General features: G+C 50.0%; 33 protein-coding genes. 26 read left to right on the top strand and 7 right to left on the bottom strand.

Going from position 1 to position 22,919, the window contains the following annotated elements; translation table 11 throughout:
- Positions 1 to 77 precede the first annotated feature (77 nt).
- Positions 78 to 290 carry a hypothetical protein gene (locus VK70_RS17585; protein WP_025698763.1) on the bottom strand — a complete coding sequence of 71 codons (213 nt, stop codon included), beginning with the start codon at positions 288 to 290 and terminating at the stop codon, positions 78 to 80.
- Positions 291 to 637: 347 nt separating this feature from the next.
- Between VK70_RS17585 and VK70_RS17580 the strand changes: the two genes are divergently transcribed.
- Both VK70_RS17580 and sda read left to right on the top strand, forming a co-directional pair.
- Positions 638 to 1,300 (top strand): YheC/YheD family protein, encoded by a 663-nt coding sequence (locus VK70_RS17580; RefSeq protein WP_025698765.1) that lies wholly within the window; start codon positions 638 to 640, stop codon positions 1,298 to 1,300.
- A gap of 263 nt (positions 1,301 to 1,563) precedes the next feature.
- Positions 1,564 to 1,707, top strand: a complete 144-nt coding sequence (gene sda, locus VK70_RS17575) for a sporulation histidine kinase inhibitor Sda (RefSeq protein ID WP_090834316.1) — start codon at positions 1,564 to 1,566, stop codon at positions 1,705 to 1,707.
- 184 nt (positions 1,708 to 1,891) lie between these two features.
- Here the strand turns inward: sda and VK70_RS17570 are convergent, their stop codons facing one another.
- Positions 1,892 to 2,908, bottom strand: coding sequence for an NAD(P)/FAD-dependent oxidoreductase (locus VK70_RS17570; RefSeq protein ID WP_025698767.1), 1,017 nt, complete (start codon positions 2,906 to 2,908; stop codon positions 1,892 to 1,894).
- A gap of 303 nt (positions 2,909 to 3,211) precedes the next feature.
- On the opposite strand from VK70_RS17570, the gene VK70_RS17565 reads away from it, so the two are divergent.
- Complete coding sequence (locus VK70_RS17565; protein WP_025698769.1) at positions 3,212 to 4,405, top strand: NAD(P)/FAD-dependent oxidoreductase; 1,194 nt, start codon at positions 3,212 to 3,214, stop codon at positions 4,403 to 4,405.
- Position 4,406: 1 nt separating this feature from the next.
- Positions 4,407 to 4,670 (top strand): hypothetical protein, encoded by a 264-nt coding sequence (locus VK70_RS17560; protein WP_025698771.1) that lies wholly within the window; start codon positions 4,407 to 4,409, stop codon positions 4,668 to 4,670.
- A gap of 55 nt (positions 4,671 to 4,725) precedes the next feature.
- Here the strand turns inward: VK70_RS17560 and hemQ are convergent, their stop codons facing one another.
- Positions 4,726 to 5,478, bottom strand: coding sequence for a hydrogen peroxide-dependent heme synthase (gene hemQ, locus VK70_RS17555; RefSeq protein WP_025698773.1), 753 nt, complete (start codon positions 5,476 to 5,478; stop codon positions 4,726 to 4,728).
- A 179-nt stretch (positions 5,479 to 5,657) separates the two neighbouring features.
- Here hemQ and VK70_RS17550 point away from each other — a divergent pair, with 179 nt between their 5' ends.
- The 3 genes from VK70_RS17550 to dnaI all read left to right on the top strand — a co-directional run bounded on the left by VK70_RS17550 (position 5,658) and on the right by dnaI (position 8,714).
- On the top strand, positions 5,658 to 5,954 hold the full coding sequence (locus tag VK70_RS17550) for a YuiB family protein (RefSeq protein WP_025698774.1): 297 nt from the start codon (positions 5,658 to 5,660) through the stop codon (positions 5,952 to 5,954).
- A gap of 258 nt (positions 5,955 to 6,212) precedes the next feature.
- Positions 6,213 to 7,739 carry a replication initiation and membrane attachment family protein gene (locus VK70_RS17545; RefSeq protein WP_046723586.1) on the top strand — a complete coding sequence of 509 codons (1,527 nt, stop codon included), beginning with the start codon at positions 6,213 to 6,215 and terminating at the stop codon, positions 7,737 to 7,739.
- 18 nt (positions 7,740 to 7,757) lie between these two features.
- Entirely contained in the window at positions 7,758 to 8,714 is a 957-nt protein-coding gene (gene dnaI, locus VK70_RS17540) for a primosomal protein DnaI (RefSeq protein ID WP_025700288.1), read from the top strand.
- Between the two features lie 435 nt (positions 8,715 to 9,149).
- Here dnaI and VK70_RS27975 read toward each other — a convergent pair whose 3' ends face one another.
- Both VK70_RS27975 and VK70_RS17535 read right to left on the bottom strand, forming a co-directional pair.
- A complete protein-coding gene (locus tag VK70_RS27975; protein WP_144415263.1) occupies positions 9,150 to 9,308 on the bottom strand; it encodes a YqzM family protein in 159 nt (52 codons plus the stop codon).
- 708 nt (positions 9,309 to 10,016) lie between these two features.
- Entirely contained in the window at positions 10,017 to 11,282 is a 1,266-nt protein-coding gene (locus VK70_RS17535) for a tyrosine-type recombinase/integrase (RefSeq protein ID WP_025700289.1), read from the bottom strand.
- Positions 11,283 to 11,502: 220 nt separating this feature from the next.
- Here VK70_RS17535 and VK70_RS17530 point away from each other — a divergent pair, with 220 nt between their 5' ends.
- Positions 11,503 to 11,838 carry a LytTR family transcriptional regulator DNA-binding domain-containing protein gene (locus VK70_RS17530; RefSeq protein ID WP_025700290.1) on the top strand — a complete coding sequence of 112 codons (336 nt, stop codon included), beginning with the start codon at positions 11,503 to 11,505 and terminating at the stop codon, positions 11,836 to 11,838.
- A gap of 184 nt (positions 11,839 to 12,022) precedes the next feature.
- Here the strand turns inward: VK70_RS17530 and VK70_RS29565 are convergent, their stop codons facing one another.
- Both VK70_RS29565 and VK70_RS17525 read right to left on the bottom strand, forming a co-directional pair.
- On the bottom strand, positions 12,023 to 12,238 hold the full coding sequence (locus tag VK70_RS29565) for a helix-turn-helix domain-containing protein (protein WP_411431680.1): 216 nt from the start codon (positions 12,236 to 12,238) through the stop codon (positions 12,023 to 12,025).
- Between the two features lie 157 nt (positions 12,239 to 12,395).
- Positions 12,396 to 12,752, bottom strand: a complete 357-nt coding sequence (locus tag VK70_RS17525) for a helix-turn-helix domain-containing protein (protein ID WP_025700292.1) — start codon at positions 12,750 to 12,752, stop codon at positions 12,396 to 12,398.
- Between the two features lie 147 nt (positions 12,753 to 12,899).
- On the opposite strand from VK70_RS17525, the gene VK70_RS17520 reads away from it, so the two are divergent.
- From VK70_RS17520 to dnaB, 18 genes are all read left to right on the top strand, one after another.
- Positions 12,900 to 13,127: a helix-turn-helix domain-containing protein gene (locus VK70_RS17520; protein ID WP_025700293.1), complete on the top strand. Its 228-nt coding sequence runs from the start codon at positions 12,900 to 12,902 to the stop codon at positions 13,125 to 13,127.
- Positions 13,128 to 13,436, top strand: a complete 309-nt coding sequence (locus VK70_RS17515; protein WP_025700294.1) for a hypothetical protein — start codon at positions 13,128 to 13,130, stop codon at positions 13,434 to 13,436.
- A 169-nt stretch (positions 13,437 to 13,605) separates the two neighbouring features.
- Positions 13,606 to 13,878 (top strand): helix-turn-helix domain-containing protein, encoded by a 273-nt coding sequence (locus tag VK70_RS17510; RefSeq protein ID WP_025698418.1) that lies wholly within the window; start codon positions 13,606 to 13,608, stop codon positions 13,876 to 13,878.
- The gene (locus tag VK70_RS17505) at positions 13,875 to 14,162 is read left to right on the top strand and encodes a hypothetical protein (RefSeq protein WP_025698420.1); all 288 of its coding nucleotides are present in this window, start codon (positions 13,875 to 13,877) and stop codon (positions 14,160 to 14,162) included. Before VK70_RS17510 ends, VK70_RS17505 begins: the two co-directional genes overlap by 4 nt.
- Positions 14,159 to 14,410, top strand: coding sequence for a hypothetical protein (locus tag VK70_RS17500; RefSeq protein WP_025698422.1), 252 nt, complete (start codon positions 14,159 to 14,161; stop codon positions 14,408 to 14,410). Before VK70_RS17505 ends, VK70_RS17500 begins: the two co-directional genes overlap by 4 nt.
- 339 nt (positions 14,411 to 14,749) lie before the next feature.
- Positions 14,750 to 15,079 (top strand): hypothetical protein, encoded by a 330-nt coding sequence (locus tag VK70_RS17495; RefSeq protein WP_025698423.1) that lies wholly within the window; start codon positions 14,750 to 14,752, stop codon positions 15,077 to 15,079.
- Complete coding sequence (locus VK70_RS17490; protein ID WP_025698424.1) at positions 15,063 to 15,299, top strand: hypothetical protein; 237 nt, start codon at positions 15,063 to 15,065, stop codon at positions 15,297 to 15,299. The genes VK70_RS17495 and VK70_RS17490 overlap by 17 nt, the downstream gene beginning before the upstream one ends.
- Before the next feature lie 98 nt (positions 15,300 to 15,397).
- Positions 15,398 to 15,628, top strand: coding sequence for a hypothetical protein (locus VK70_RS17485; RefSeq protein ID WP_025698426.1), 231 nt, complete (start codon positions 15,398 to 15,400; stop codon positions 15,626 to 15,628).
- Positions 15,625 to 17,697: a hypothetical protein gene (locus VK70_RS17480; RefSeq protein WP_025698427.1), complete on the top strand. Its 2,073-nt coding sequence runs from the start codon at positions 15,625 to 15,627 to the stop codon at positions 17,695 to 17,697. The genes VK70_RS17485 and VK70_RS17480 overlap by 4 nt, the downstream gene beginning before the upstream one ends.
- A complete protein-coding gene (locus VK70_RS29000; protein ID WP_025698429.1) occupies positions 17,697 to 17,882 on the top strand; it encodes a hypothetical protein in 186 nt (61 codons plus the stop codon). The genes VK70_RS17480 and VK70_RS29000 overlap by 1 nt, the downstream gene beginning before the upstream one ends.
- Positions 17,883 to 18,782: a recombinase RecT gene (locus VK70_RS17470; protein WP_025698431.1), complete on the top strand. Its 900-nt coding sequence runs from the start codon at positions 17,883 to 17,885 to the stop codon at positions 18,780 to 18,782.
- Entirely contained in the window at positions 18,782 to 19,489 is a 708-nt protein-coding gene (locus tag VK70_RS17465; protein ID WP_025698433.1) for an MBL fold metallo-hydrolase, read from the top strand. The genes VK70_RS17470 and VK70_RS17465 overlap by 1 nt, the downstream gene beginning before the upstream one ends.
- Positions 19,486 to 19,677 carry a hypothetical protein gene (locus VK70_RS17460; protein ID WP_051505171.1) on the top strand — a complete coding sequence of 64 codons (192 nt, stop codon included), beginning with the start codon at positions 19,486 to 19,488 and terminating at the stop codon, positions 19,675 to 19,677. The genes VK70_RS17465 and VK70_RS17460 overlap by 4 nt, the downstream gene beginning before the upstream one ends.
- Complete coding sequence (locus VK70_RS17455; RefSeq protein WP_025698436.1) at positions 19,674 to 19,883, top strand: hypothetical protein; 210 nt, start codon at positions 19,674 to 19,676, stop codon at positions 19,881 to 19,883. The genes VK70_RS17460 and VK70_RS17455 overlap by 4 nt, the downstream gene beginning before the upstream one ends.
- Positions 19,847 to 20,164 (top strand): hypothetical protein, encoded by a 318-nt coding sequence (locus VK70_RS17450; protein ID WP_158454075.1) that lies wholly within the window; start codon positions 19,847 to 19,849, stop codon positions 20,162 to 20,164. Before VK70_RS17455 ends, VK70_RS17450 begins: the two co-directional genes overlap by 37 nt.
- 33 nt (positions 20,165 to 20,197) lie before the next feature.
- Positions 20,198 to 21,199 (top strand): hypothetical protein, encoded by a 1,002-nt coding sequence (locus VK70_RS17445; RefSeq protein WP_025698438.1) that lies wholly within the window; start codon positions 20,198 to 20,200, stop codon positions 21,197 to 21,199.
- Positions 21,159 to 21,503, top strand: a complete 345-nt coding sequence (locus tag VK70_RS17440; RefSeq protein ID WP_025698440.1) for a replicative helicase loader/inhibitor — start codon at positions 21,159 to 21,161, stop codon at positions 21,501 to 21,503. Before VK70_RS17445 ends, VK70_RS17440 begins: the two co-directional genes overlap by 41 nt.
- Positions 21,496 to 22,914, top strand: a complete 1,419-nt coding sequence (gene dnaB / locus VK70_RS17435) for a replicative DNA helicase (RefSeq protein WP_025698442.1) — start codon at positions 21,496 to 21,498, stop codon at positions 22,912 to 22,914. The genes VK70_RS17440 and dnaB overlap by 8 nt, the downstream gene beginning before the upstream one ends.
- Positions 22,915 to 22,919 lie beyond the last annotated feature (5 nt).

Raw genomic sequence — 22,919 nt, 5'->3', positions numbered from 1 at the left:
TCGGGTTGAACACAAAGATGCCTCCGCAAGTAGGGGGCATCTTTGTGTTGCTTGCAGCAGCAGGAACATGCCTGCTGTCAAGCCGCCAAGATAAACTTGTAGTCAATCATAAAGACGATCAGGGCTGCGGATACGAGCGAAAAGGCGATGCAGCCCGCGCCCAGCGCTCTCCGTCCATCTTTAATGAAGAATTTGACACCGAGCCCGCAGACCAGCAGCGTAGTTGCGGCCAGTACGACGGACGAGCCGACCATGGCGAACCAGTACAATACCTCAAACAATTGAGCCATCGTAAAGCCTCCCTCTTGCGTATCCGGATAGATACTTTAAATATAAGCTATCCAGCCCCCTTTTGGAAGCGATTACTTTTTGTCGCCCTGCTGGCCGTTCCCCTATACAGAAATATGTCGTATTACAGCGGCGGCTAAGGCGACATCTTTCCCGCCTTTTCTCCGGCAGATGCCAGTGGCTCGGATGCTGTCGAATTTCGCAGGCTGTTCTCCCGGTCCCCGTGGCATCCGCCGCGGCATAGCCGCCCCTTTTTACACAGCTGCCTTCAGCTAAGGACAATCATACAAGAGGTCAAATCGGCATTTGAGTACAGTATAGCAGGCTTTGAGAAAGGAGAGAGGAGCAAATGGCGGGGAGACAACTTGCCAGCAAATGGCGGAAGACCGAAGCGCTGCTCAGCGACAGCCGGATTTCCGGTTATGTACCGAGAACGGCGCCCTATAGCAACGCCGCCCTGAAATCCATGCTTCAACGGTACGGCAATGTGGTGATCAAGCCGATTGTCGGCGGCGGGGGCTACGGCGTCATCAAGGTGTTCCGGGACGGCAGGGGGTATGGTTTTACCTATATGGACAGAACCAGAATATACCGGGACTATTCAAGCATGGCAGGGGCGCTGAATAGAGCCAAGGTTAAACGCAGATATTTGATCCAGCAGGGCATATCGCTTGCCAGCATAGCCGGACGTCCTATCGATTATCGGGTCAAGGTTGTGAAGAACGGGGAGCATTGGGAGTTTCGTTCCATGGTTGGCCGCTTGGCCAGACCCGGACTGTTCGTGACCAATCTGTGCAAGGGAGGCACTATGCTGACCTGCCGGGAAGGACTGAGAAGATCCCTTCCGCGGATCAAGATATCCGCCAAAAGAAAGGAGATGCGTAATCTCACCCTAACCTGCATTGGAGTGCTGGAGAGCCATTTTCCGGGAATTGGCGAACTCGGCTTCGATTATGCAGTAGACCGCTCGGGGAGAATCTGGATTCTGGAAGTGAACACAAGACCGCAATAGTTCTTTCCGAATAGGGAAAAGAGAACGATTTTTAATAATAGCTATAGCAAAAATGAAATTTTTTTATTATACTACCAAAGGCGAATCCTGTGTATAACTCTTATCCCCACTGTCCACCGCAATTTCCCAGCATTTATTACCTTTACTCACATATTATGCACAGGATTTCCACATTAGGCTGTGGATATTAAGAACACTTGTTCGAAAATTGATAGTTTGCTATGATAGAGAAGAACCAAATAAAGGAAAGGTAGGTGAACGTTGTGGTTGAATTGTCGGATGAGATGTTGTTAGACTCATATCACAAAGCCATAGAACTTCAACTGGAGCATGATTTTATCGCTCTGCTGCTAGTTGAAATTCTTAAACGGAACTTACACTCTCCAGAGCATGCGGTACTTCAATAATGACTTCAGAATGATCTATGAAGCCCTACATAAAACTAAACCGCTACTAGAATTTAAATAGGGTATCCTTACGAGCTGTGATTGACTTCAACCCGTCAGGATACCCTTTTTATTTAAAGTAATATGCAGCTTTGGCTCAAAAACCTTCTCAGGAGCTATGCGGGGACCCTGAGAACAAATAATATTAAGACGGTTGATGCTCCAGCTTCAGACTGCTGCTATGGCCCGGAGACAGCTTCGCTTCGGGATCAATGTAGATCTTGGCATTATTGACAGCGGTCGGCGCCTCTCCAAACCCTACGGCGATTAGCTTCAGCTTGCCAGGGTAGGTGGTAATATCGCCGGCGGCAAAAATACCGGGGATACTGGTCTCCATGCGGGAATCGACGACAAGCGAGCTGCCTTCGATTTGGAGGCCCCAATCAGAGATCGGGCCGAGCGATGAGAAGAAGCCGAAGTTAACGATTACACTGTCCACTTCAATGTCCTGAGTCTCCTTGGTCTTGACATTGGAGAGCGTCACCTTGTTAATAAATTCATCACCGTGCAGCGCTGAAATCTCGGTAGGGGTAATAACTCTTACCTTTGAACTCATCAGCTTCTCCACGCTATGCTCGTGGGCGCGGAACTTGTCGCGGCGGTGGATCAAAGTGACCTCAGCGGCGACAGGTTCAAGCATAAGCGCCCAGTCCACCGCGGAGTCGCCGCCGCCGGAGATCAGCACTTTTTTATCTTTAAATGCATTCAAATCGCTTACAAAATAGTGCAGGTTGGCTTTTTCGAAGCGCTCAGCTCCGGGAAGTTCCATACGCCGCGGTTCAAAGGCGCCGACGCCTGCCGTAATGATAATGGCTTTGGCGTGATATTCCGCTTTATCGGTCGTAACGACGAAATGGCGTTCGCCCCGTTTTTCAACGGACATCACTTTCTCCTCCAGGCGGATATCGCTCTGGAACAGAGCCATTTGCCGGGAAAGATTATCTACGAGTTCTTGTGCCGTAATTTTTGGGAACCCTGCCACATCATAGATGTATTTTTCGGGATAAAGAGCAGCAAGCTGTCCGCCCAGTTGGGGCATGCTCTCGATCAAAGTTACGGATGCCTGGCGCATTCCGCCGTAGAAAGCGGCGAACATGCCTGCCGGACCTCCGCCAATGACGAGAAGGTCGCTCATAGGAGCGCCGAGTTGCTGGGAAGTCACAGGATCTTACACCTCCAAGTTGATATATTCAAAATGCCATACTTCCCCATTATAAACATTGCGGAACCTCTCTGCAAAGTGTCAGCTTTAAACAATTTGGAGGAGCATGAGCCAGAAATCGTCATAATAATTACTATTTGCTTAAATACTGGGTAAGGATTACAATGTATATGATTATTTTCGATTTATTTTAAGTTTTACTGGAATTTATTCCAATCTCATGTGTATAAATTCACAAAAACATGATTTATCCAGACACTTTAAATCAGAAAATCAGATTCGCCTGTTGGAAGGAGCCGGAAAATGAACAGTATTCCTAAAATCGTTATTCTAGGCGCGGGATATGGAGGGATTTTAACCGCACAACGTCTGCAAAAGGCCTTAAATTACAACGAGGCGGATGTTACGCTTGTCAATCGCCATGAGTATCACTACTTCACTACGCATCTGCATATGCCTGCCGCAGGAACGGACAGCATCGACCATTCGCGCATAGCCATTTCCAAGCTGATCGATGAATTCAAGATCGACCTGGTCAAGTCGTCGGTGCAGGAAATTCGCACCCAGCAGAAAAAGGTCATTCTGGAGGACGGCACGCTGTCCTACGATTATCTCGTTATTGCGCTCGGCGGGGAGCCGGAGACGTTCGGCATTCCGGGACTCGACAAGTATGCCTTGACGATCCGCAGCATTAACTCCGTTCGTCTGATCCGAGAGCATATCGAATACCAGTTTGCCAAGTATAAGAACGAGAACAATCTGCAGGAGCATATCAATTTCGTTGTCGGCGGCGCCGGCTTCAGCGGCATTGAATTTGTGGCCGAGCTGGCGGACCGGATTCCGGAGCTATGCAAGGAATACGACGTGGACCCTAGCCTCGTCAACATTTACAATGTGGAGGCCGCTCCAACGGCTCTGCCGGGCTTTGCTCCCGAGCTTGTCGAGTATGCCATGAATGTGCTTACCAAAAAAGGTGTAACCTTCAAAATCGGTGTGGCCATCAAGGAATGCATGCCAAATGGCGTTCTGCTCGCGACGGGCGAAGAAATCAAGGCATCGACAATCGTCTGGACGGGGGGCATCCGCGGCAATCGTCTGATCGAAGCAGCAGGCTTTGAAGCGATGCGCGGCCGCGTCAAAGTGGACGAGTTCCTGCACGCTCCGGGTCATGACAATATCTTCATCATCGGAGACGGTTCCCTTATGATCGGACCTGAGGGCCGTCCTTACCCTCCGACGGCGCAAATCGCCATGCAGCAGGGCGAATGCTGCGCCCATAATCTGGTGGCGGCAATCCGGAATCAGCAGCCGAAGAAATTCGTATTCAGCAATAAAGGAACGGTGGCTTCACTTGGCAGGGGCGAGGGAATCGCGGTAGTCGGCGACAAGAAATTGAAGGGCTTTGTAGCCGCTCAGCTCAAAAAAGTAGTGGACATGCGCTATCTCTTTATTATCGGCGGCATTCCGCTCGTTCTGAAGAAAGGCAAGTTCCTGTAAAATGCGGCACTGCAGCGTGCAAGTGCGGGGGCTGCTGACCCGGGACGAACTGGACCGTTATAACGGCCTGATGGAGGTCGGCTCCTATCTGGAGGATCAAAGCAGACATGATCTGGCCTATACCATCCAGAAAGAAGTCGACCTGCTCATTCTGCCTGCGATTAAGCGGCTGAAGGAGAAGAGCCGTGACCGTGACCGTGCGACTGCGGATTACCTAAAGAGCCTGCGGGACGGGGAAGACGATGGGGAGTCTTCGGAAGAATAAAGGATACGGCAAAGGGTGTGCCCTGCGTTGATACGCTGCGAGGCACACCCTTTTTTTACACTTTCAGCATTTCCTCAAAAGATTCGGAAGTCAGCAGGTTGCCGACATAGAACGAGCCGAATTCGCCGTAGCGGGCGCTGACCTCGTCAAACCTCATCTCGTAGACGAGCTTCTTGAATTGCAGCGCATCCTCGGCGAACAGGGTTACGCCCCATTCCCAGTCGTCGAATCCGACGGAGCCGGTAATGATCTGCTTAACCTTGCCGGCGTAACCGCGCCCGATCAGCCCGTGCGAGTACATCAGCTCCTTGCGCTTGGCCATATCGAGCATATACCAGTTGTCGGCCAGCTCCCGCTTCTTGTTCATCGGATAGAAGCAGATATGCCGGGCTTTCGGCAGAACCGGCTTTAGGCGGGCGGCGATATGCGGATTCTGCATCGGGTCTTCCCCGCTTTCTCCGCTGGAGTTATAATTGCTCAGCTCCACAATGCTGACATAGGAGTAAGCTTTGGTTGTAAAGTGGGCAAAAGCGGTCTTGTTGAAGGCGGCTTCGAGCTTATTCAGGTCCTCCAGGCTTTCACGCAGGTGCATCATTACGAAATCGGCCTTCTGTCCCACGATCGAATACCAGGCGGAACTGCCGAGCTTCGCTTCTTCGACACCGGCCCATTCTTCTATAAAGGCATTCAGTTCATCTAGAGCCACAGCGCGTTCCTCGTCATCGGCCGCCGTCCAGGCAGTCCAGTTCAGAGAGCGGAAGTCATGGAGAGCATACCATCCTTCCAGCGTCAAAGCGGCTTCACTCATGTGATCACTCCTCCAATGGTTGTCCTTCTAAGCATTGTAGCGCAAGCTTGCGGTGAAGAGCAAACACTGCCGAAGGCCATAGTCAAGGAAATTCATTGCTTCGTCACCTTTTTTCTAGTAAACTGGCTACGGGTTGATACTTTTTGTGCGTTTCTTTATTGAGAGGGGAAGTGAGTCGGATGGGATTTATTCCTGTGTTTGTGCTCGCCGTTCTGTTCTTTGTAATGATGTTCGGTATCGGCTTTATCCTCAATATGTTAATGAAAACGACATGGTTTCCCGCTTATTTGTTCGTGCTCGTCATTTTGCCGGTAGTGGTGTATTCCATCTGGGACCGTTCTTCCGTGACGCTCTGGGAGCATCTGTCTTCCTTTCATCCGGTGGACTATTTGACCGGCGCCGCCGGCCTGGCCGGAGCGGTGCTTAGCGGCTGGACGATCCGGCGTCTGCGGCTGGGCGGATATAAAATGTTCTGACGAATCAGGTATGAAGAGAAAGCGATAGCGGCCGCTTTCCCGTATTGTGCGGGAGCGGCCGTTTTAGTTTGGATTTTCATCTTTTTTTCTAAAAAATCCGCATGTGTCAGGATGACGAGGACCGGATGCGAACGGGCGGGAGAAAGCGTCTGTTTTGGGCTTTTTTCAACATTTATAGACAGTCGATTTATGATAGAATAGAACTCTACTTGAAAGAGAAACCGTCTTGAATTCGCGAAAAGGAGGAGGTATCCGAAGATGCATATCAGTCATCTACATCATTTCACCGAACATCATCGGTACTGTGTTTCCCGCGAATTCGGTCTAAGTCCCGTTGACGAGCGTATGCTGAATTCGATCTACCAGCCTATGGTCGGCGCTTTTGCCATCAGCTTGTACCGTCTGCTCTTCTCGCATGTTCCTGCGGAGAATATCGGCTACTCGGCTGCGGAGCCGCAGCGCCGCCTGTTTCTGACGCTGGGCATAGAGCCGAATGAGAAGGGCCGCAGATCGCTGATTGAACAGGCTTCCCGGCTCGAGGCGGTCGGTCTGTTGCAAACCAGCCGCATCTTTATACCGGAATCTGACGACTACATGTACGAGTACGAAATGCTGCCGCCGCTGTCTCCATCCGACTTTTTTGCCACCCAGCATTTAACGCTGCTGCTGCGCGACAAGGTTGGTAAATTCGCCGTATTGTCGCTTAGAGAGCAGTTCTGGACCCGGGAGCCGGATGAATGGAGCCGGGGCGACGTAGGCAAGGAAAATATTTCACGGCCGTTCTATGATATTTTTGAGCTGAATACGCATGTCATCGACTATGAGCTGGAGCAGGCGCTGACCGAGGTAGCCGCTGTCCGCCAGCCTGTGAAAGGCCCCGATAACAAGCTTGCCATCGGGTACAGCGATATTATTCTGCGCTTTCCGCGGGAGTCGGTCAACCGGGCGCATGTCGAGAAGCTGCGTTTTGATTTTGAGCAGATGGGCGTCATCAATTATGTGGCCCATAAATATAAGCTCGGTGCGCAGGATATGTGCCGGCTGCTTGATGAGGACGGTATTTTTTCTCCGGACGGCGAGCTTGTGCTTGACGAGCTTCAACACCGGGCCAACCAGCATTTCAGGCAAAGTATGAAGCGGCAGGAGCAAAGGGAAGTAGCGGCCGCCAAGGTCGTGGCGATTAGAGCTGCGGAGCAGGGGGATGGAGCGATCATACCCGAGGAGCAGCCTGTTGAAATGGAATATTATGTGGAGGTTCCTCCGCAATTTCTGACCAAATGCGATATTCACCAATATAATATGATGCTGCGCAACGAGCCGTATACCCGGCTGCTTCAGACTTTTTTTCCGGGCGCGGTACCGGGGCAGCTAATGGATATTTTCGAGAAGATCGATTTGAATTACAAGCTTCCCGGCGAAGTGATCAACTTGCTGATCCACTACCTGATGACGATGGTTGCGTCAGGGGGAGAACAGCGAATTAACCGCAATTTCGTGGAGGCCATTGCTTCCAATATGCTGGTTAAACAGGTTAACAGCTATGAGAAGGCGGTACGCTACATAAGGGATCAATCCAAGGTAAAAGGAAAAGGGGCATCTGGCGCGCCGGGGACGCGTTCCCGTTCCTATGCCAAAAAGGGCGGGACTTCCGGCAAACCCGAAATCCAGATTGCGGTGGATGACGGACAGTCAGGAGCCGTGAGTGACGAAGAATTTGCGGCGATGATGCAGATGGCGGCCGATATCAAGGCCAGCAAGAAAAAAGGAGCGGCGGAATCGCCGTAAGGAAAGTGAGGTGTTAAAGTGGAGTCGATGGGCGAAGTGCTTCGTTCGATGAATAATCCCGCTCTGCGTCTGCGTTCGAGGGATTTAGAGCATGAACTGCTGAACCATCCGCTCGTGCTTCGGCTTCGTAGCGACCATCCCGAATTGGAAGAATCCAGGCTCAGGCTTCATTTAAGCCGGCTGTATCAATATGTGGAAGAAGCCCGCAACTGTGCGAACTGTCCCGGTCTTGAGCAGTGCCCCAATGATTTCCAGGGGCATTACAGCAAGCTAACGGTGGAGAGCGTCGGCGGGGTCTCTGATTTGTATGAACGCAAGACGGCCTGTGCGCTGCAGACTGCCAAAGACAATCAGGAGCGGATTCGCAAACGGATTCGCAGTTTCTACGTCGATGAGCGCGTGCTGAGCGAAGGCTACGACGAGATTGAGATTATGGGCAAGGACCCCCGGCGCGCTCCGGCGGTGAGCCGGCTGTTCCAATATATCAAGAGCACAAAAGAAACAGGGCTGTCTGCACGCGGGCTGTACCTATACGGATCCTTCGGCACTGGAAAGACGTTCCTGATGTGCTATTTGCTGCATGAGCTGGCGATCGCGGGGTACAGCGGAGTTATCGTATATATGCCTGATTTTATCGAGGAACTGAAAGCGATTATGACGGATGGCCAAAAGTTGAAGGAAACCGTCGATACGATGAAGGACTGCGATCTGCTTATTTTTGACGATATTGGGGCGGAGAATTTGAACCCCTGGGCGCGCGACCATGTGCTCGGACCGATACTCAATTACCGGATGAACCGCAAGCCGACATTCTATACGTCGAACTATCCGCTGGACGGGCTGGAGAAGCATCTGAGCTTTACCAGTAAGGACGGCGAGGAAGTCTATAAAGGCCAGCGGCTGATGAACCGGATTTCGCCGTATGTGGATGTGGTGCAGCTGGTGGGGGAGAATCAGCGGGGCGGCCCCACCTAAATCAGTGGGATACCCCTCCTAAATCCTCCCCATTGGGGAGGACCCCAAGGGCTGCGCCCTCTGGACACCCGCAATTTTTGCGAGAGAGCGGTGTCGGCGGTAGAAAGTTGCAGTCGTGCGTAGAGCGGTCCCTATTCAGCTCCCGCCCTGCTGGGCGGCGGCCGAAGGACCTTTCATGCGAGAGGCGGCGGATTGCGCATCAAGCGAGCGTATGCCCGCTGTCCCTGGCGGGATGCGCTCTACGTTAGAGGGGGCGGCGGATTGCGCATCAAGCGAAGGGTGTGCCCGCTGTCCCTGGCGGGATGCGCTCTACGTTTGTGGGGGATGGCGGATTGCGCATTAAGCGAGCGTATGCCCGCTGTCCCTAGCGGGATGCGCTCTACGTTTGTGAGGACAACAAGAAACAGCAGGCCCGGTAGTCCGGGACTGCTGTTTTTACTTCGATATTAGGAACTTGATGATGACCATGCCGAAAAATACAACCGCCATAAATGTAGTCATTCCGAAAAAGCCGTTCATCAAATCGCCAAGATCATTGCGGGGCTCTTCATTTACATGCTCCCGAGGGTCGTGTTTCCGCACATTGACATCCATAGTTTGACCTCCTCGCAGAAATGGCCAATCATTTTGATTGCGGGGTATGAGTTAAGTCATTGACATATAATGCGCTTTCTTTAAGTATACTCAAGTCCCAAGCAAGTTGTAAAGATGATCAGAACCTTAGTAATACGAAAGGGGCAGATAAGACGGAAAACCTGAAATGGTGCATCTTTTTGTCCATATGAGTTAGCCATGGGGGAGCACGCCTGCGAACATACAGTTTTTGGGCACGCTCAACGTTACATTTAGTCCGGACAGCCTGAAATTCCTGCGTAATGGCAGGATTTTTCTGTTGGTCGACGTTTTCTTATAGAAAAAACTGCACATTGGCTGTTTTGCCAGCCAGAGTAGCCGTTTCAAGCGAACATGGCTTGACGCGCCAGGTTGAACATAATACGGACAGATATTACCCTGACAAAAGTCACTTCGATTCTCTTGCCCCAGCTGTGCGGACGATTATTGCCTGGTGCCACATTTGTCGATCGTTTATTTTAGTGTTGAAGCCAATTCCGTATAAATCTTTAAGCGATTGTTTTTGAAATTTGAAGCTTTCGCCTGATAGAACTTTTAAATTTGGGGAATAACGGTAATGTGACATTTCACATATGCTAGACAAATATGGTGATTGAGTTTAAAAACGTTGAAAATCCAGTGTTATCAAGGGGTTTTTCGGTCTCTGAATTTCGATAAATCACGTAAAAATCACATTTCCGGCGATTTATCCAAATTTAGCAGGTTGCCGAAGTGCATTCTAATTCGATCGGCATCATCTCTTTTCATTTTGTTTGTGACGTGAGTATAGATTTTTAGGGTAGTCTTTGAATCTTCGTGACCCACGCGCTTCATGATGTTTGTCAGTGGCATTCCCGCTTCTGTAAGCATACTAATATGAGTGTGTCTGAGGATATGTGGTGTAGCATGTTTTTTGATATTTGTAAACTTTAACAAACGTGCAAAGCGATCATCCATGTTTCCAACCGAATAAGGCCGGCCATTGGGCCGACAGAACACAAATTGCTTATCGTGATAGTCGTCGTGATGCTTTTTGTATTTCTCGTGAATTTTATCCTGACTTACCTTGAGTGCAGCTAACTTGTCCATAACAGCCTCATCTATGCTGATCTTCCGTATAGAGCCCTTGCTCTTTGGTGGGGTAAGCTCGTACTTGTACATGTTGTTATCAGGATTATACAATGTTTTTGTGATTCGTATCTCTGCAATTTCCCAAAAAAAGTCTGGCCACCTTAGTGCGCAGGTCTCTCCAGGTCTCGCTCCAGAAAAAGCCATAAGATAAAACATTTCGGAGTCGTTCTCTAATCCATGTTCTATAGAAGCTCGTAAAAACTCTTCAAGCTCATGCTGCTCTAAATATTTTTCTTCAATGTCTCCTTCTTCTATATCTTCGACAGTCAGCACTTTCTCAGGGATATCAACATCTTTAGTTGGGTTGTCGGTACGATACCCTTCCTTCATCGCCCACGCAAATATCATACCCGCTAAGACATGGATATTTCGAATCGTGCCTGTGGCGTATGGCTTGTAAATGTATTTCCCTTCGTTAGCCTTATCCTTGATTTTATACCCGACCGTATGCATATGATCCAGTACATGTTGATATTGCTTTTGTGTGATTTTGTGGATAAGTGAATCACCCAGGAAACCGGAAAGCAATTTAATACCCTTTTCCTGAATAAGAATGGTTCCTTCTTTGTTTTTTCGTCTTTTATACGCTTCGAGAAATAAAGGACAGGCTTCCGCAAACGTCGTCTTCTTCGCCTTCTTCTTATCCACACCCCCGGCAAGCCGATCATACTCTTCCTGAGCTGCTCTCATCGCCTCAGATTTGGTATCCCTCACCCTCGGGATCTGCCGACGCTCTCCGGTGATGGGATCGGGCGGACCCTCTAATACAACGCGCCATTTGTATCCCTGCTTGTTCTTGGCTGGTATTTTTTTGGGTTCGGCCATGATGTTTCACTCCTTATTGAGATGAAGATTTTTACCTATGTTATTTATCAATAAATGTGACGTTTGACAGAGCGTAATACCAAGTTTATCTGTTCATAACTTTGTTAGCAGTGTCCGGAACTCCCACGATTCCCATTAAATCCTTGTAAATAATTATGCAGTGATATCCAATCATTCTTATCGTAAAATTTTACTTACCCAGCCCCGGGTAGGAGACAACATGAAAATACTGGCTGTAAAGATGTTTGGACGAACCGGAGACGACAGTGATTTTGTTATGTTGGACCTGGTGAAAGACGTTAATTACATCGACCTCTGGCAAAAGACAAAGAACTCAGGCAAGGTGTTGGCATTCTACACTTCTAATGGATCATATCTGGCCTTAGCTACTTTAGCTGACGTTGGCAAGGCATTTGAAAAATACGGATATGAAAACATTGGTAGGTCTGTAGTAGTCAACACAACTAAAATCAAAGAGGTAAAGCCATCCGAAAACAACGGATCGGTTATCACCTTTATTGATGGAACGCACGTTGATGTAAGGAAGCAGATGTAATTGTCAACCCTTCAAATGGAGTTTGAGGGGTACTTTTTTATGCCATATTTCGACACCATTATTTGTGTATATCTGGTATATTTGTAGGTATTACAAGTAAGTAGGTGATAAATGTGAAGACCGTTAGAACTATTTTGTACGTGCAGCCCATGACTATATCCCGTGAGTAGCATACGCTACTCGGCTATCGCCATCCCCACTCATGCAGATCGTCAATTTGGCATCTTAGATGATAGGCAAGCCGTCCAGCTCGTTTGTATGACATATCCTCATATCGCATGCGAATGATGTCTGATAAATGTTGCTTGCTCATCTCGGACTGATCAGCCAACCATTGTTGACTTTTTCCGATCCGTTCAAGTAATTCTGGGATGCGACAGCGCACAGGAACATAATCCATTGCACTGCCACCTTGTATCTATTTTTTTGGAACATTTACGAACAGTAGTTCGTATGATAATATGAATAATATTCTTCATAATAATGGATGGTGCTTTCTTATGAGTAAAGATAGAGAAATCAATGAACATGATAATTACAAAGAAATAGAACAAGATTTATTCAGAATCATTTCGTCGTGCGATAGTGACTGCATCAATAACCTTAGAAAATATTTCTTGGAACTTAGGATCAGTCGGTGACATATTCCATTTTTCTGCCGTCGATTTTACTAAATCAATTATTGATTTAGTTTTGTCGTCAAGGTTTTGGACATCATCAAGATCAAGAAAATAACTAGGATGAACATCTAGAATTTGTCCTAGCTTATTTACTGTATCTAGATCTACTCCTCGTTTTCCTGATTCATAGTACCCATAACCTACCCTTGTAATTCCAAGTTTATTTGCCATGTACTCTTGCGTGAATTTTTTTTCTTCTCTAAGTTTTCTTAATTTATCCCTTCTAAAGAGCACAAAATATCACCTCTCATCACAGTATACCGTAACTAATAGTTTCTAAACATTCATGTAACAAACAGTTTCAAATAATGCTTGACAGTAACATAAAGTTACGTATAATAGAATTATGAAGTAACAAAAAGTTACAAGGTGGTGGTAAAAGTGGGAAGAAAATGGCTAACGGAGATTAGGGAAGAATCTAATAAACCGAAGTATGAAGTCGCTGATTTTGCAGGTATAACAAGTCAGTACTACGGAATGATTGAAGCAGGACTGAGAAATCCAAGCGTCGAAATTGCAAAGAAGATTGCTGAGTTTCTCAATTTCGATTGGACTCTTTTTTTTGAAACTAATGGTAACAAAAAGTTACAAAATAGGGAGGTTGGATAAATGGCAGTCGTTCTGATTGAAGAGGATGACCTTAAGGCGCTGATCCGAAGCGCTGTCGAAGAAGGGGTAGCGGGCATAAAAACGAACGACTTACCGCCGTTCATGCGCCGGCAAGAATTCATGGACTTCATGGGAATCGGGTCGGCAAAGGCGAATGAGCTGTTCAAGCGGAAGGGATTCCCGGTGACTTGGGAATTCGGCCACCCACGGGTAATAACGAGCCTGTTGGTCAAATGGGCTGAGGACAACAGTGAGTGGGTGGACAAGCATGCTGGTGACGAATGGAAACGGCGGCGTGAAGCAATGTAAAGGTGAGGAAAACCCGCCGAGCTGTTCCTGCTACGGCGGGCTAGGGGATAAGGGGAAAAACGTGGTGTGGAGGTGTGGGGCCTCCTGATATTTCCATTATACTAGGTGGTCCGCCTCCTAACCATGAGAATACTGCATATGCGAATTTCTCATATAAGGAGGATTAAAAATGAACGATGGGTACGGGGCGTTGATGAAAGCCCTTCGTGAGCGGGCTGGGATAACACAAGAAAAAATGGCTGAAGAGCTGAATGTAGATCAGGCAACGATAAGCAGGTATGAGAACGGCCGACAAGAGCCGACCATGTCGTTTATATCCAGATGGGGAAACATCACGGCATCAAAGGACGTCATTGCAGCTTACATATTGGATGGAAGCGGGGCACAAATGATGCAATATATCATCAATCAAAACTTCAAAGAAGCGAGGAATCACGCATGAGTGTGAATATCGAAGAGGAAGCACGGTTTACAGCCAAGAACGCTAAACACAATCTGAAGCTTATCAAACGCCAGGCAGATCTAATGGACCCGGAGAAACTGGATCGTATCATTAAATGGTTGGAAATGATGATCATGCTTCATAAAGCTGATTTAAAAGCTGCAAAACGACAAAATAAAAACGCCCGACGGCTAGGTCGGACGCGGTTGAGTGGCCGGTTAAAGCAACTCATTACGCCTATTTTACCCTTCAAACGCCAAAAGCGCAAGGAGGGGGCGGCATGAGTAAAGCAGAAATCGCTCTACCATATGCCCGTCGGTACATCGAAACCCGGGAAGAGCTAAAGCAAAACACCGAAGACCTTCTCCAAGCTGTACGCGAAATGTCGGCCAAGTCGGAAGAGTTTCAAGCACTCTGGCGCAGACGCGAAGATCTTTACCTTCGGTGCCAGAATGAGATCGCCGGCCTTCCCTTTTACCCGGAAGCGGACAGGCAGCTCATTCTCAACTATATCATTGCGCCCGATGAATAGGCGCTTATGACAGCGGCCTCGGCCCTGTCTTGGAGCATCGGAGCCCTTCGGGGTACTCCTCCTTCCGGTGCTCCAAGATGCGGCTGATCGCATCCAAGGTGGTGGCGGAATAGGTAGACGCTAACGTCTCGCGGAGAGGGAATAGGTATGCAATAACAACTCTGAAACGAGGCATCCACGGATACCAAATCCGTTGGCTAGAATGTAGTGGGGAGGAAGTTATCTCGTTGATTCCCCATAAAGGTCGATTCCCTATGCGGGACGGCGCTAAGAGCACGGCATATTATGCAAGGTGAAAATCCTTGCCCACCTTGATTTTACATAGAAAGGAGGACGGTAATGTCCAAATTACCAAGATTGTCGAAGGCCAGTGCCAAAGAGGCTATCAAAATGCTTGTTGGATCGGCTGTCGGCATAGAAGCGGTTGACGTTGGTCGTGAATACATCGCCAGGTACGGAATTTTGAGCGTAAGGGTACAAATGGAAGAGTTTTGGCCCGTGGATACGTTTATCCGGGGCGACATCATCATTCAAAATGAGACGGTCAAGACAGTCTACCTTAACCGAACGAGCTTTGAGCCGGATTGGGAAATGACTGCAAAAATCGAACGGATTAAGGCCCGGGAAGAAGCGGCCAGAAGGAGGCAGATTGATGCAGATCATTCATAAGCTTACTGTGCTGAGCATCCCGAACCGGGTTTTCGAAGTCGGCACGGAGGTTGATGGCCGTGAAGTTATTGAAATTAGGCAGTACGCTGAGCTTCCGTACACTGAATTTTGTATCACAGATGAAAACGGCGACCTGATCGCCAGTGTCGAAAACGCTCCGGTCATTGTGGATTGGAAACAGATTGTCGAGCACGGCGATCCGCCAGAAATGCAAAAATGACCGCGTGCAGGCGGCCATTCTGTTCCTTGACAATCAAATATATTCTTGCCCTCATCTTAGCAGGTGAGGGCGCATTACACAAGAGGGAGTGATTGGGTATGTCAACTGCTTTTTCAGCAGATGTATCCGGCAAGCGGATTGAGGTTGCTGTTACACCACCAAATGCGTATTCGCCAGCAGTGCTTGCTATCAGCCAACAAGCTGCAACCTTCCAACTGCATGCCGATCCTGAGCAGCTGGCAGAAGTGGAATTCGCTATTCGGACTTATCTGGACAGCATCAAATACCCACAGCCGATGCCTTCGGCAGCAAAGGAGGAGATCGCTTGAAGCGAATTGTTTTAGAGCGCCTGACGCTCCGCAATTTCAAAGGGATTAAAGAATTTGTCCTCGCCGCAAACGGTGGGGACGCTGATGTATTCGGCGACAATGCCACGGGCAAGACCACACTATTTGATGGGTTCCTGTGGGCTTTGTTTGGCAAGGACAGCGCGAACAGCGCGAGCTTCGAGATCAAGGGCTTGGACAGCGACGGCCGCGTGCTGCAGCACAAGTTGGAGCACGAGGTCGAGGTGGAACTGCTCGTAGACGGCCGCCGCCGGACGTTCCGCCGGGTCTTCAAAGAGGACTGGACTAAGAAACGAGGGGCGGCAATCGAAGAGTTCACCGGCCATACTACTTCATATTTCATTGACGGTGTACCGGCTAAAGCCGGGAAGTACAAGGCCGAGGTTGACTCGATCATAAAAGAGGACCGGTTCCGGCTGCTGACAAGTCCTTCGTACTTTAATGAGGTTCTCAGCAAAGACCAGCGGCGCAAGACGCTGCTTGAGGTCTGCGGGGATCTGACGGACGCCGAAGTTATCCACGGCAATAAAGAGCTGGCCGAACTGCCGGCGATTCTGGCCGGACGGGACATGGAGTCTCATAAAAAGGTCGTTTCCGCTCGGCTTTCTTCCATTAATAAAGAAATCAAGGAGCTTCCGGTCCGGATCAGCGAGGTTAAGAGGCAAATACCAGACGTGTCGGAGCTGGATGAGGAGTTGCTAAAAGAGGACATCGCCCTTCGTCGGAGTCGGGTTGAGGCCCGGGAAGCTGAAGTTTCCCGTATCCTGTCCGGCGGCGAAGTGGCCGTGAAGGAGAAGCGGCTCCGCGAGATCGAAACGGAGCAACTGGAGATTAAAACCCGGCTGCAGTCGGCTGTGCTGGACAAAGTGGCCATTAAGCGCGACGAGGTCAACCGGATGCACCAGGAGTTGGACCGCTATCGCCGGAACGTAGAGGACAAGCAGCAGCGCATCAAGCAGAACGAGCGTCTGGCGGCGGGCCGTCGGCAGGAAGCAGACCGGCTTCGAGCGGAGTTCTTGGGCCTGAAGGAGCAAGCCTTCGAACATCACCATGACGATAATTGCCCGGCCTGCGGACAAACTCTTCCTGCAGATCAAATCAAAGCAGCGCATGACAAAGCCGAAGCCGATTTCAACCGCAGCCTGTCTGAGCGAAAAGCCCGAATCAACGAGAGCGGTAAAGCGGCGGTAGCCGAAGCTGAGAAGTTTGAGCACGAAATCATACGGCTTCAAGCCGAGATCGACAGCCTGAACGATGCGTTGGCCGTTCTTCAAACGGAGATTTCCACCGCCGAGGCAGAGCTTAACGAGTTGCGTGCTGGCGTCAAGGACCCGGCAGCTGATCCGGAGTATGCCGGAAAGCAAGCGGAGGCGGCTCGGCTGCAGGAGGAGATCAAGCAGCTTCGTGAATCCAGTCAGACTGCCGCCGCGAGCGTCCGGGAGGAAATCGTCCGGCTCCGGCAGGAAGTCGCGGATATGGAGCGCGATCTTGCGAAATTCGATGGCGTCCGGCGGGCAGATCAGCGAATCACCGAGCTGGAGAAGCAGGAGCGCGACCTGGCTAGTGAATATGAACGCCTGCAGCATGAGCTTTATCTTTGCGAGGAGTTCACCCGTACGAAGGTCAGCATGCTGGATGCCAAGATCAACAGCAAATTCCGATTGGCCCGCTTCCGCTTGTTTTCTGAGCAGGTCAACGGCGGTCTGAAGGAGACCTGCGACACACTTTACAACGGTGTCCCGTACGATGGCGGCCTGAATAATGCTGCTCGGATCAACGTCGGGTTGGACATCATTAACACGCTGAGCCAGCACTACGGTTTTTCTGCTCCCATTTTTATTGACAATGCAGAGGGAGTTACAAGCTTAGTTGAAACGGAAGGACAGCAGATCCAGTTGATTGTCCCTCCTTCTTTCGAAAAGTTGCCAGAGGAAGTGCAAGAGTATTTAATTTCGCTTCATGGTAGCGAAGAGAAAGCCGAAATGAACTGGATCAAGCGAAACAGTACATTACGTGTAGAGACGGCCCAACCAAAACAGGAGGCGATTTGATGCTTACCCAATACAGAGTTATTCAGAACGATGTTGCGAACGGCTTGATGATCGGACAAGTCGCGAGGCCATATTACGAAGATGATACCGAAATGATTATTCCAGGTATAAGACCGGAAACTGATCATCATGTTCGCAAAAACGGCGAGTATTTCAAATCTCATTTTCAAAAGGAGGCGATTTAATTGAGCAATCAAGTGGCGATTATTCAAAAGGACATCACCGATGATGTTAATCGGAGCCTTACACGGTTGCAGGATGATGGGTTGATCTTGCCTCCGAATTACAATGCGAGCAATGCGCTAAAAAGCGCCTTCTTCAAGCTCCAGGAGGTTCAGGATAAGAGTGGCAAGCCTGCGCTGGAGGTATGTTCGCGGGAATCTGTTGCAAATGCGTTGCTAGATATGGTTGTGCAAGGTCTAAGCCCAGCCAAGACACAATGTTATTTCATCGTGTACGGCAGCAAGCTTCAGCTCAACCGCTCCTATTTTGGGACACAGGCCGTGCTTAAACGTTTGTCCAACGTCAAGGATATTTGGGCAAACGTGATTTATAAGGGTGATGTATTTGAGTATGAAGTTGCTGGCGGACGCGAAAAATTGGTCAAGCATGAAACCAATTTTGAAAATCGGGACAATGAAATTCTGGGAGCCTACGCCGTGGTCAAAACGTTCGAGGATGAAGAAATCCTTACGGTTATGACTCGAAAGGAAATTGATTCCTCCTGGAGTCAGTCCAAAACAGGACAAGCCGTACACAAAAAGTTTCCGCAGGAAATGGCGAAGCGGACGGTAATCAATCGCGCGGCTAAGGCTTACATTAACACGAGTGATGACAGTGACCTGTTGGTCGATGCCATTAATCGGTCGACAGAAAATGAATATGACGAGCGTGTTGATGTGACGCCTGAAGAAGTCAAAGCAGAGATTGCAGAGCATGCGAACAAAGAAGTGATTGATATCAAGCCGGATGCTGCTCCGAAGACAGCGAAACAACCGCAGACAACAAGTACAAAGAAACCTGTCGATGATCCTCACGGTTTCGCCGGCGATGTCCCGCCGATTGAGCAAGAGATAGATTTCTGATGATCGACATCCAGTGTCTTGGTTCCAGCAGTCACGGAAATGCCTACCGAATCACGGACGGGCGGACGGCTCTGCTGCTGGAAGCCGGGTTCCCGTATAAGTCGATTCAACGGGCTCTCAACTATCGGATGTCGGAGATTGCCGGCTGCCTGCTAACGCATGAGCATGGAGATCATAGCTGCGCTGCAGCGGACATCATGCGCGCTGGCATTCCGGTGTATACCAGTCGTGGTACAGCCGATGCCCTTGGGCTTTCCGGGCATCGGCTGCGGACTGTAACGGCGCTGGAGCCGTTCGAGATCGATTCATGGACAATCATGGGTTTTGGCATAGAGCACGACGCAGCGGAGCCGCTGGGCTTCCTTCTCGGCAATACGGCGGGGGACAAGCTAGTCTTTCTTACCGACTCCTATTACTGTAGATACAAGTTTCAGGGCCTGACCCATATCATGATCGAGTGCAATTATTCTATCGATATCGTTAATCGCCGCGTGCTGGCCGGAAAGCTTCATCCCGCCCAAAAAAAGCGGCTGCTTCGTTCTCATTTCAGTCTGGAGCATGTAAAAGATTTTCTGAAAGCCAATGATACCCGCAGCGTCGAGGAGATCTGGCTGCTGCATTTATCGGACGGGAATTCAGATGCAGAGCTCTTCAAACGGGAAATCCAGGAGTTAACCGGTGTTGTCGTCCAGGTAGCCGACCGATGAACGGTCCGATGGGTGAACGTATCTGGACCAGCAGGATCGGGGAGAGAATTTGGGCGCTGCAGCATGACGAGGAAGCATTTAAACGAGAGGTGCGGGAGTATTTCGCCAGAGGTCACCCTGATTTTAGCGTAATCCGGGCCAAGTACCCGCATATCTATATCCGCGATGATCGGGGGCGACAGGCATGACTGATGTTGTGCAGTTGGATTTATTCGGCGGAGAGGAGCTATGTGCTCCGGCGCCGCCGCCGTTCCTCAATGGTATGTACTACGAGCGGTTAACGGACAAATTTGTTTCCTTTGTCTTGGGCCGCCGGCATTTTGAGGTAAGCCCCGGCGATTGCCTGGGCGATAAGGCTTGGAAAGAAAAAATGAAAAGGGAGCGTGCTATATGACCGCATTGACAGAAGAACAAGCAAAGAAGGAAGCGAATGAAATTTTGGATTTTCTGATAGACAAACTGGAGAACGCCTCTGACCAAAGCAAGGAACATATGCTTCATTTTCTGCAATCGGCATCCTATGCGCTTGGATCATGCATTGCCCTTGCAGCAAGTAATTCCTCCGGAATCGGCCCCCTGATGGGCAAGACCATCGAAACACTGACTGATGGCGTCCACGCCGGATTACAGGCAAAAGGCATGAACGGCACTTTTATTAAAATCGTCAAAGATTAACCGATATACGGCTGCTGCGGGAGGGGGGAGTAGATGACCGACACAGCCAGAGAACCATCCATTTCCGGCCTTTTGAACCAGTTTGAGGTGATTGGAGGACCTGAGGAATTTGGACCGGAGGGGCTTGCGATAGTAGTTGCCTTATGGCGCAAATCCAGCAAATTGGACTGGATGCAGACCTTTCAGATGACTAATACCGAGCTTCAGGTTCAAACGGGGATTGCCACTCGCAAGACCCTAAATGTCTATCGCTCCAAGCTGGTAGAAGCCGGAATAATTGCATATGAACCTCCTCCCCGGGGGTCTTCAAGAGGAACGTATTCTATTAATTTTCATCTTGTTGGGCCTCCGAAACCTGTAACCTCAGGTAACAGGTCGGAGGAAGTAGGGCAGAAAGCTGTAACCTCAGGAAACCACTTTGGGAACAACTTTTCCGAAGTTGACCCTAAAGCTGTTACGTCAGGTTACCACTTTCCGAAAGCTGTAACCTCAGGGAACCACTTTAGTCCTTACTTAAAGAAAGTTGTAACCTCAGGTAACACTGTATTAAAAGATCTTACTACTACTATCACTACTACTACCGGGGAATCGGAATTCGCAGATGAGTTTTCTGAAGATCCGGAGTTCGACGGAATGATCGCCATTTTAAACGCTTATTGCAGGATGCACAACCGTTTTGATTACCAGGTAAGGCCACGAGAGCGCGAAGCCATGGGTAAGATGGTCGCCGGGGGGATGCCGGTACCCTTTACCATCCGAACTATGGAGGGCCTGCTTCAGGCAAAGCGCGAACGTGAAGGCGACGGCTTCAAGTTTCCCACCAGCTTTCTGTACTACGTGGATGGGATCGAAGAAGCCTGGCAGAATTCCCAAACTACCAGTCCGCTGATGGCTGGAGTCGCCCCGGGAGGTCCGTCAGATAAATCGCAGAGAAAGACCAAACAGCAGCGGGAGCTTGAGGAGCTTGACCGCTTGATCGAGGAGGAGATGCGCCGTGAGCAAAGCAGAAGTGGCCAAACTGGTCCGTGCCATTAAGGCCAATTACCCCGGCTACGACTCCAGCGGGGAAAACATTGACCGGCTTTGCCGATACCTGAAGGATTTCCCGTATGAGGCCGCAGCAAAGAACGTCCGGCAGCACATTCTGACCGAGCGGTTCCCGCCGAATGTCGCGGAAATTCGGGGCCGGCTTGGGGATCAATTGGACAGCCAGCGGAGCAAGGAGGCTGCCGCAGAGCATTTTGCTCAGCTTGATGCATGGGGCGCTGACAATACACCCCCGCCGGAAGGCTATTGGGAATCCATGAAGCAGAAATTACGGAGTGGAACAGATGCTTGAACGTGATGATTTACTTGAGAAACTGGGCATCGAGAAGCCAGTTGACCTGCAGGCCGAGCAAGCGGTTCTGGGGGCTGCCCTGCTTGAGCAAGCCGCTTATGACACCGTGGCGGATATCCTGCAGGGCGGTGAATTTAGCGACGATGGCCATGCCCGGATATACAGGGCGATGCGCCGACTAAACGATGCTGGACAGCCGATAGATTTGATCACTCTGACAGCTCAACTGCAGGACAGCGAGGAAATCGAAAAGGCCGGCGGGGTCAGCTATTTGGCGAAGCTCGCACATGCGGTACCGACAACGGCCAACGCAACCTACTACGCTGAGCGGGTGCAGGAGATGTTCCTGCGGCGCCAGACGATCGATACGGCGATGGACTTGCTCCTTAACGCCGGGGAAGAGCAGGACGTTAAAGGCTTTTTGGCAATGGCTGAGACAGCGGTATCCAAGCTCTCAGACCAAACGGTCCCGGTTCGTGAGTTTGTTGGGATCAAGGATGCTCTAATGCAAGTCTGGGAAGAGGCGGAGCAGCGTTACAATGTCCGCGACATTAACCGTGGCATCACAGGGATAGAGTCTGGCTACGCGGATTTGGACCGGATGACAGCAGGGTTTCAAGACAATGACCTGATCATTGTAGCGGCGCGGCCGTCGGTGGGAAAAACTGCCTTTGCACTGAATATTGCTCAGAATGTCGGGGTGCGTGCAAAGGAGACGGTGGCGATATTCAGCCTGGAGATGAGCGCGGCCCAACTGGTACAGCGAATGATATGCGCTGAAGCCCAGATCGACGCGAGCAGGATGCGGACCGGCCGCTTTGAGGGCGATGACTGGGAGCGTATGGCTACAGCTGTCAGTTCACTTTCTGAGGCGGACATCCACATTGACGATACTCCAGGCATAACGGTGAACGAGATTCGGGCCAAGTGTCGGCGGCTCAAGAAGGAAAAGGGCCTCGGCATGATTCTCATCGACTATCTCCAGCTCATTCAGGGCAGCGGGCGCCGCGGTGCTAACCGACAGGAAGAGGTATCCCAGATCAGCCGGACACTCAAGCAAATTGCCCGGGAGCTCGAAGTGCCGGTTATTGCCTTGTCTCAGCTCAGCCGAGGGGTGGAGCAGCGGCAGGACAAGCGTCCGATGATGAGCGATCTTCGGGAATCCGGCGCCATTGAGCAAGATGCCGACATTGTCGCCTTCCTGTACCGCGATGATTACTACAACCAGGAGGCCGAGAAGAAGAACATCATTGAGGTCATTATAGCCAAGCAGCGGAATGGTCCAGTAGGAACGGTGGAGCTGGTGTTCCTCAAGCAGTTTAACAAGTTCGTTAATTACGAGCGTTCACATAACGAACCGGCGCCGCCGTCTGGTGACGTGAAAAATATGGACAAGCGCAAATGGGCGTGAAGGAG

The sequence above is a fragment of the Paenibacillus durus ATCC 35681 genome, assembly GCF_000993825.1.
Lineage (GTDB): Bacteria > Bacillota > Bacilli > Paenibacillales > Paenibacillaceae > Paenibacillus_AQ > Paenibacillus_AQ durus_B.
The sequence above is the reverse complement of the archived record's forward strand: the minus strand, read 5'-3'. Positions and strand labels throughout refer to the sequence as shown.

Excerpts from the sequence above, each read along its gene's own strand:
- VK70_RS17585 (WP_025698763.1), bottom strand. The coding sequence starts at position 290 with ATGGCTCAATTGTTTGAGGTATTGTACTGGTTCGCCATGGTCGGCTCG.
- VK70_RS17580 (WP_025698765.1), top strand. The coding sequence starts at position 638 with ATGGCGGGGAGACAACTTGCCAGCAAATGGCGGAAGACCGAAGCGCTG.
- VK70_RS17565 (WP_025698769.1), top strand. The coding sequence starts at position 3,212 with ATGAACAGTATTCCTAAAATCGTTATTCTAGGCGCGGGATATGGAGGG.
- VK70_RS17560 (WP_025698771.1), top strand. The coding sequence starts at position 4,407 with ATGCGGCACTGCAGCGTGCAAGTGCGGGGGCTGCTGACCCGGGACGAA.
- hemQ (WP_025698773.1), bottom strand. The coding sequence starts at position 5,478 with ATGAGTGAAGCCGCTTTGACGCTGGAAGGATGGTATGCTCTCCATGAC.
- VK70_RS17550 (WP_025698774.1), top strand. The coding sequence starts at position 5,658 with ATGGGATTTATTCCTGTGTTTGTGCTCGCCGTTCTGTTCTTTGTAATG.
- VK70_RS17545 (WP_046723586.1), top strand. The coding sequence starts at position 6,213 with ATGCATATCAGTCATCTACATCATTTCACCGAACATCATCGGTACTGT.
- VK70_RS27975 (WP_144415263.1), bottom strand. The coding sequence starts at position 9,308 with ATGGATGTCAATGTGCGGAAACACGACCCTCGGGAGCATGTAAATGAA.
- VK70_RS17535 (WP_025700289.1), bottom strand. The coding sequence starts at position 11,282 with ATGGCCGAACCCAAAAAAATACCAGCCAAGAACAAGCAGGGATACAAA.
- VK70_RS17530 (WP_025700290.1), top strand. The coding sequence starts at position 11,503 with ATGAAAATACTGGCTGTAAAGATGTTTGGACGAACCGGAGACGACAGT.
- VK70_RS29565 (WP_411431680.1), bottom strand. The coding sequence starts at position 12,238 with ATGGATTATGTTCCTGTGCGCTGTCGCATCCCAGAATTACTTGAACGG.
- VK70_RS17515 (WP_025700294.1), top strand. The coding sequence starts at position 13,128 with ATGGCAGTCGTTCTGATTGAAGAGGATGACCTTAAGGCGCTGATCCGA.
- VK70_RS17510 (WP_025698418.1), top strand. The coding sequence starts at position 13,606 with ATGAACGATGGGTACGGGGCGTTGATGAAAGCCCTTCGTGAGCGGGCT.
- VK70_RS17505 (WP_025698420.1), top strand. The coding sequence starts at position 13,875 with ATGAGTGTGAATATCGAAGAGGAAGCACGGTTTACAGCCAAGAACGCT.
- VK70_RS17500 (WP_025698422.1), top strand. The coding sequence starts at position 14,159 with ATGAGTAAAGCAGAAATCGCTCTACCATATGCCCGTCGGTACATCGAA.
- VK70_RS17495 (WP_025698423.1), top strand. The coding sequence starts at position 14,750 with ATGTCCAAATTACCAAGATTGTCGAAGGCCAGTGCCAAAGAGGCTATC.
- VK70_RS17490 (WP_025698424.1), top strand. The coding sequence starts at position 15,063 with ATGCAGATCATTCATAAGCTTACTGTGCTGAGCATCCCGAACCGGGTT.
- VK70_RS17485 (WP_025698426.1), top strand. The coding sequence starts at position 15,398 with ATGTCAACTGCTTTTTCAGCAGATGTATCCGGCAAGCGGATTGAGGTT.
- VK70_RS29000 (WP_025698429.1), top strand. The coding sequence starts at position 17,697 with ATGCTTACCCAATACAGAGTTATTCAGAACGATGTTGCGAACGGCTTG.
- VK70_RS17465 (WP_025698433.1), top strand. The coding sequence starts at position 18,782 with ATGATCGACATCCAGTGTCTTGGTTCCAGCAGTCACGGAAATGCCTAC.
- VK70_RS17460 (WP_051505171.1), top strand. The coding sequence starts at position 19,486 with ATGAACGGTCCGATGGGTGAACGTATCTGGACCAGCAGGATCGGGGAG.
- VK70_RS17455 (WP_025698436.1), top strand. The coding sequence starts at position 19,674 with ATGACTGATGTTGTGCAGTTGGATTTATTCGGCGGAGAGGAGCTATGT.
- VK70_RS17445 (WP_025698438.1), top strand. The coding sequence starts at position 20,198 with ATGACCGACACAGCCAGAGAACCATCCATTTCCGGCCTTTTGAACCAG.
- dnaB (WP_025698442.1), top strand. The coding sequence starts at position 21,496 with ATGCTTGAACGTGATGATTTACTTGAGAAACTGGGCATCGAGAAGCCA.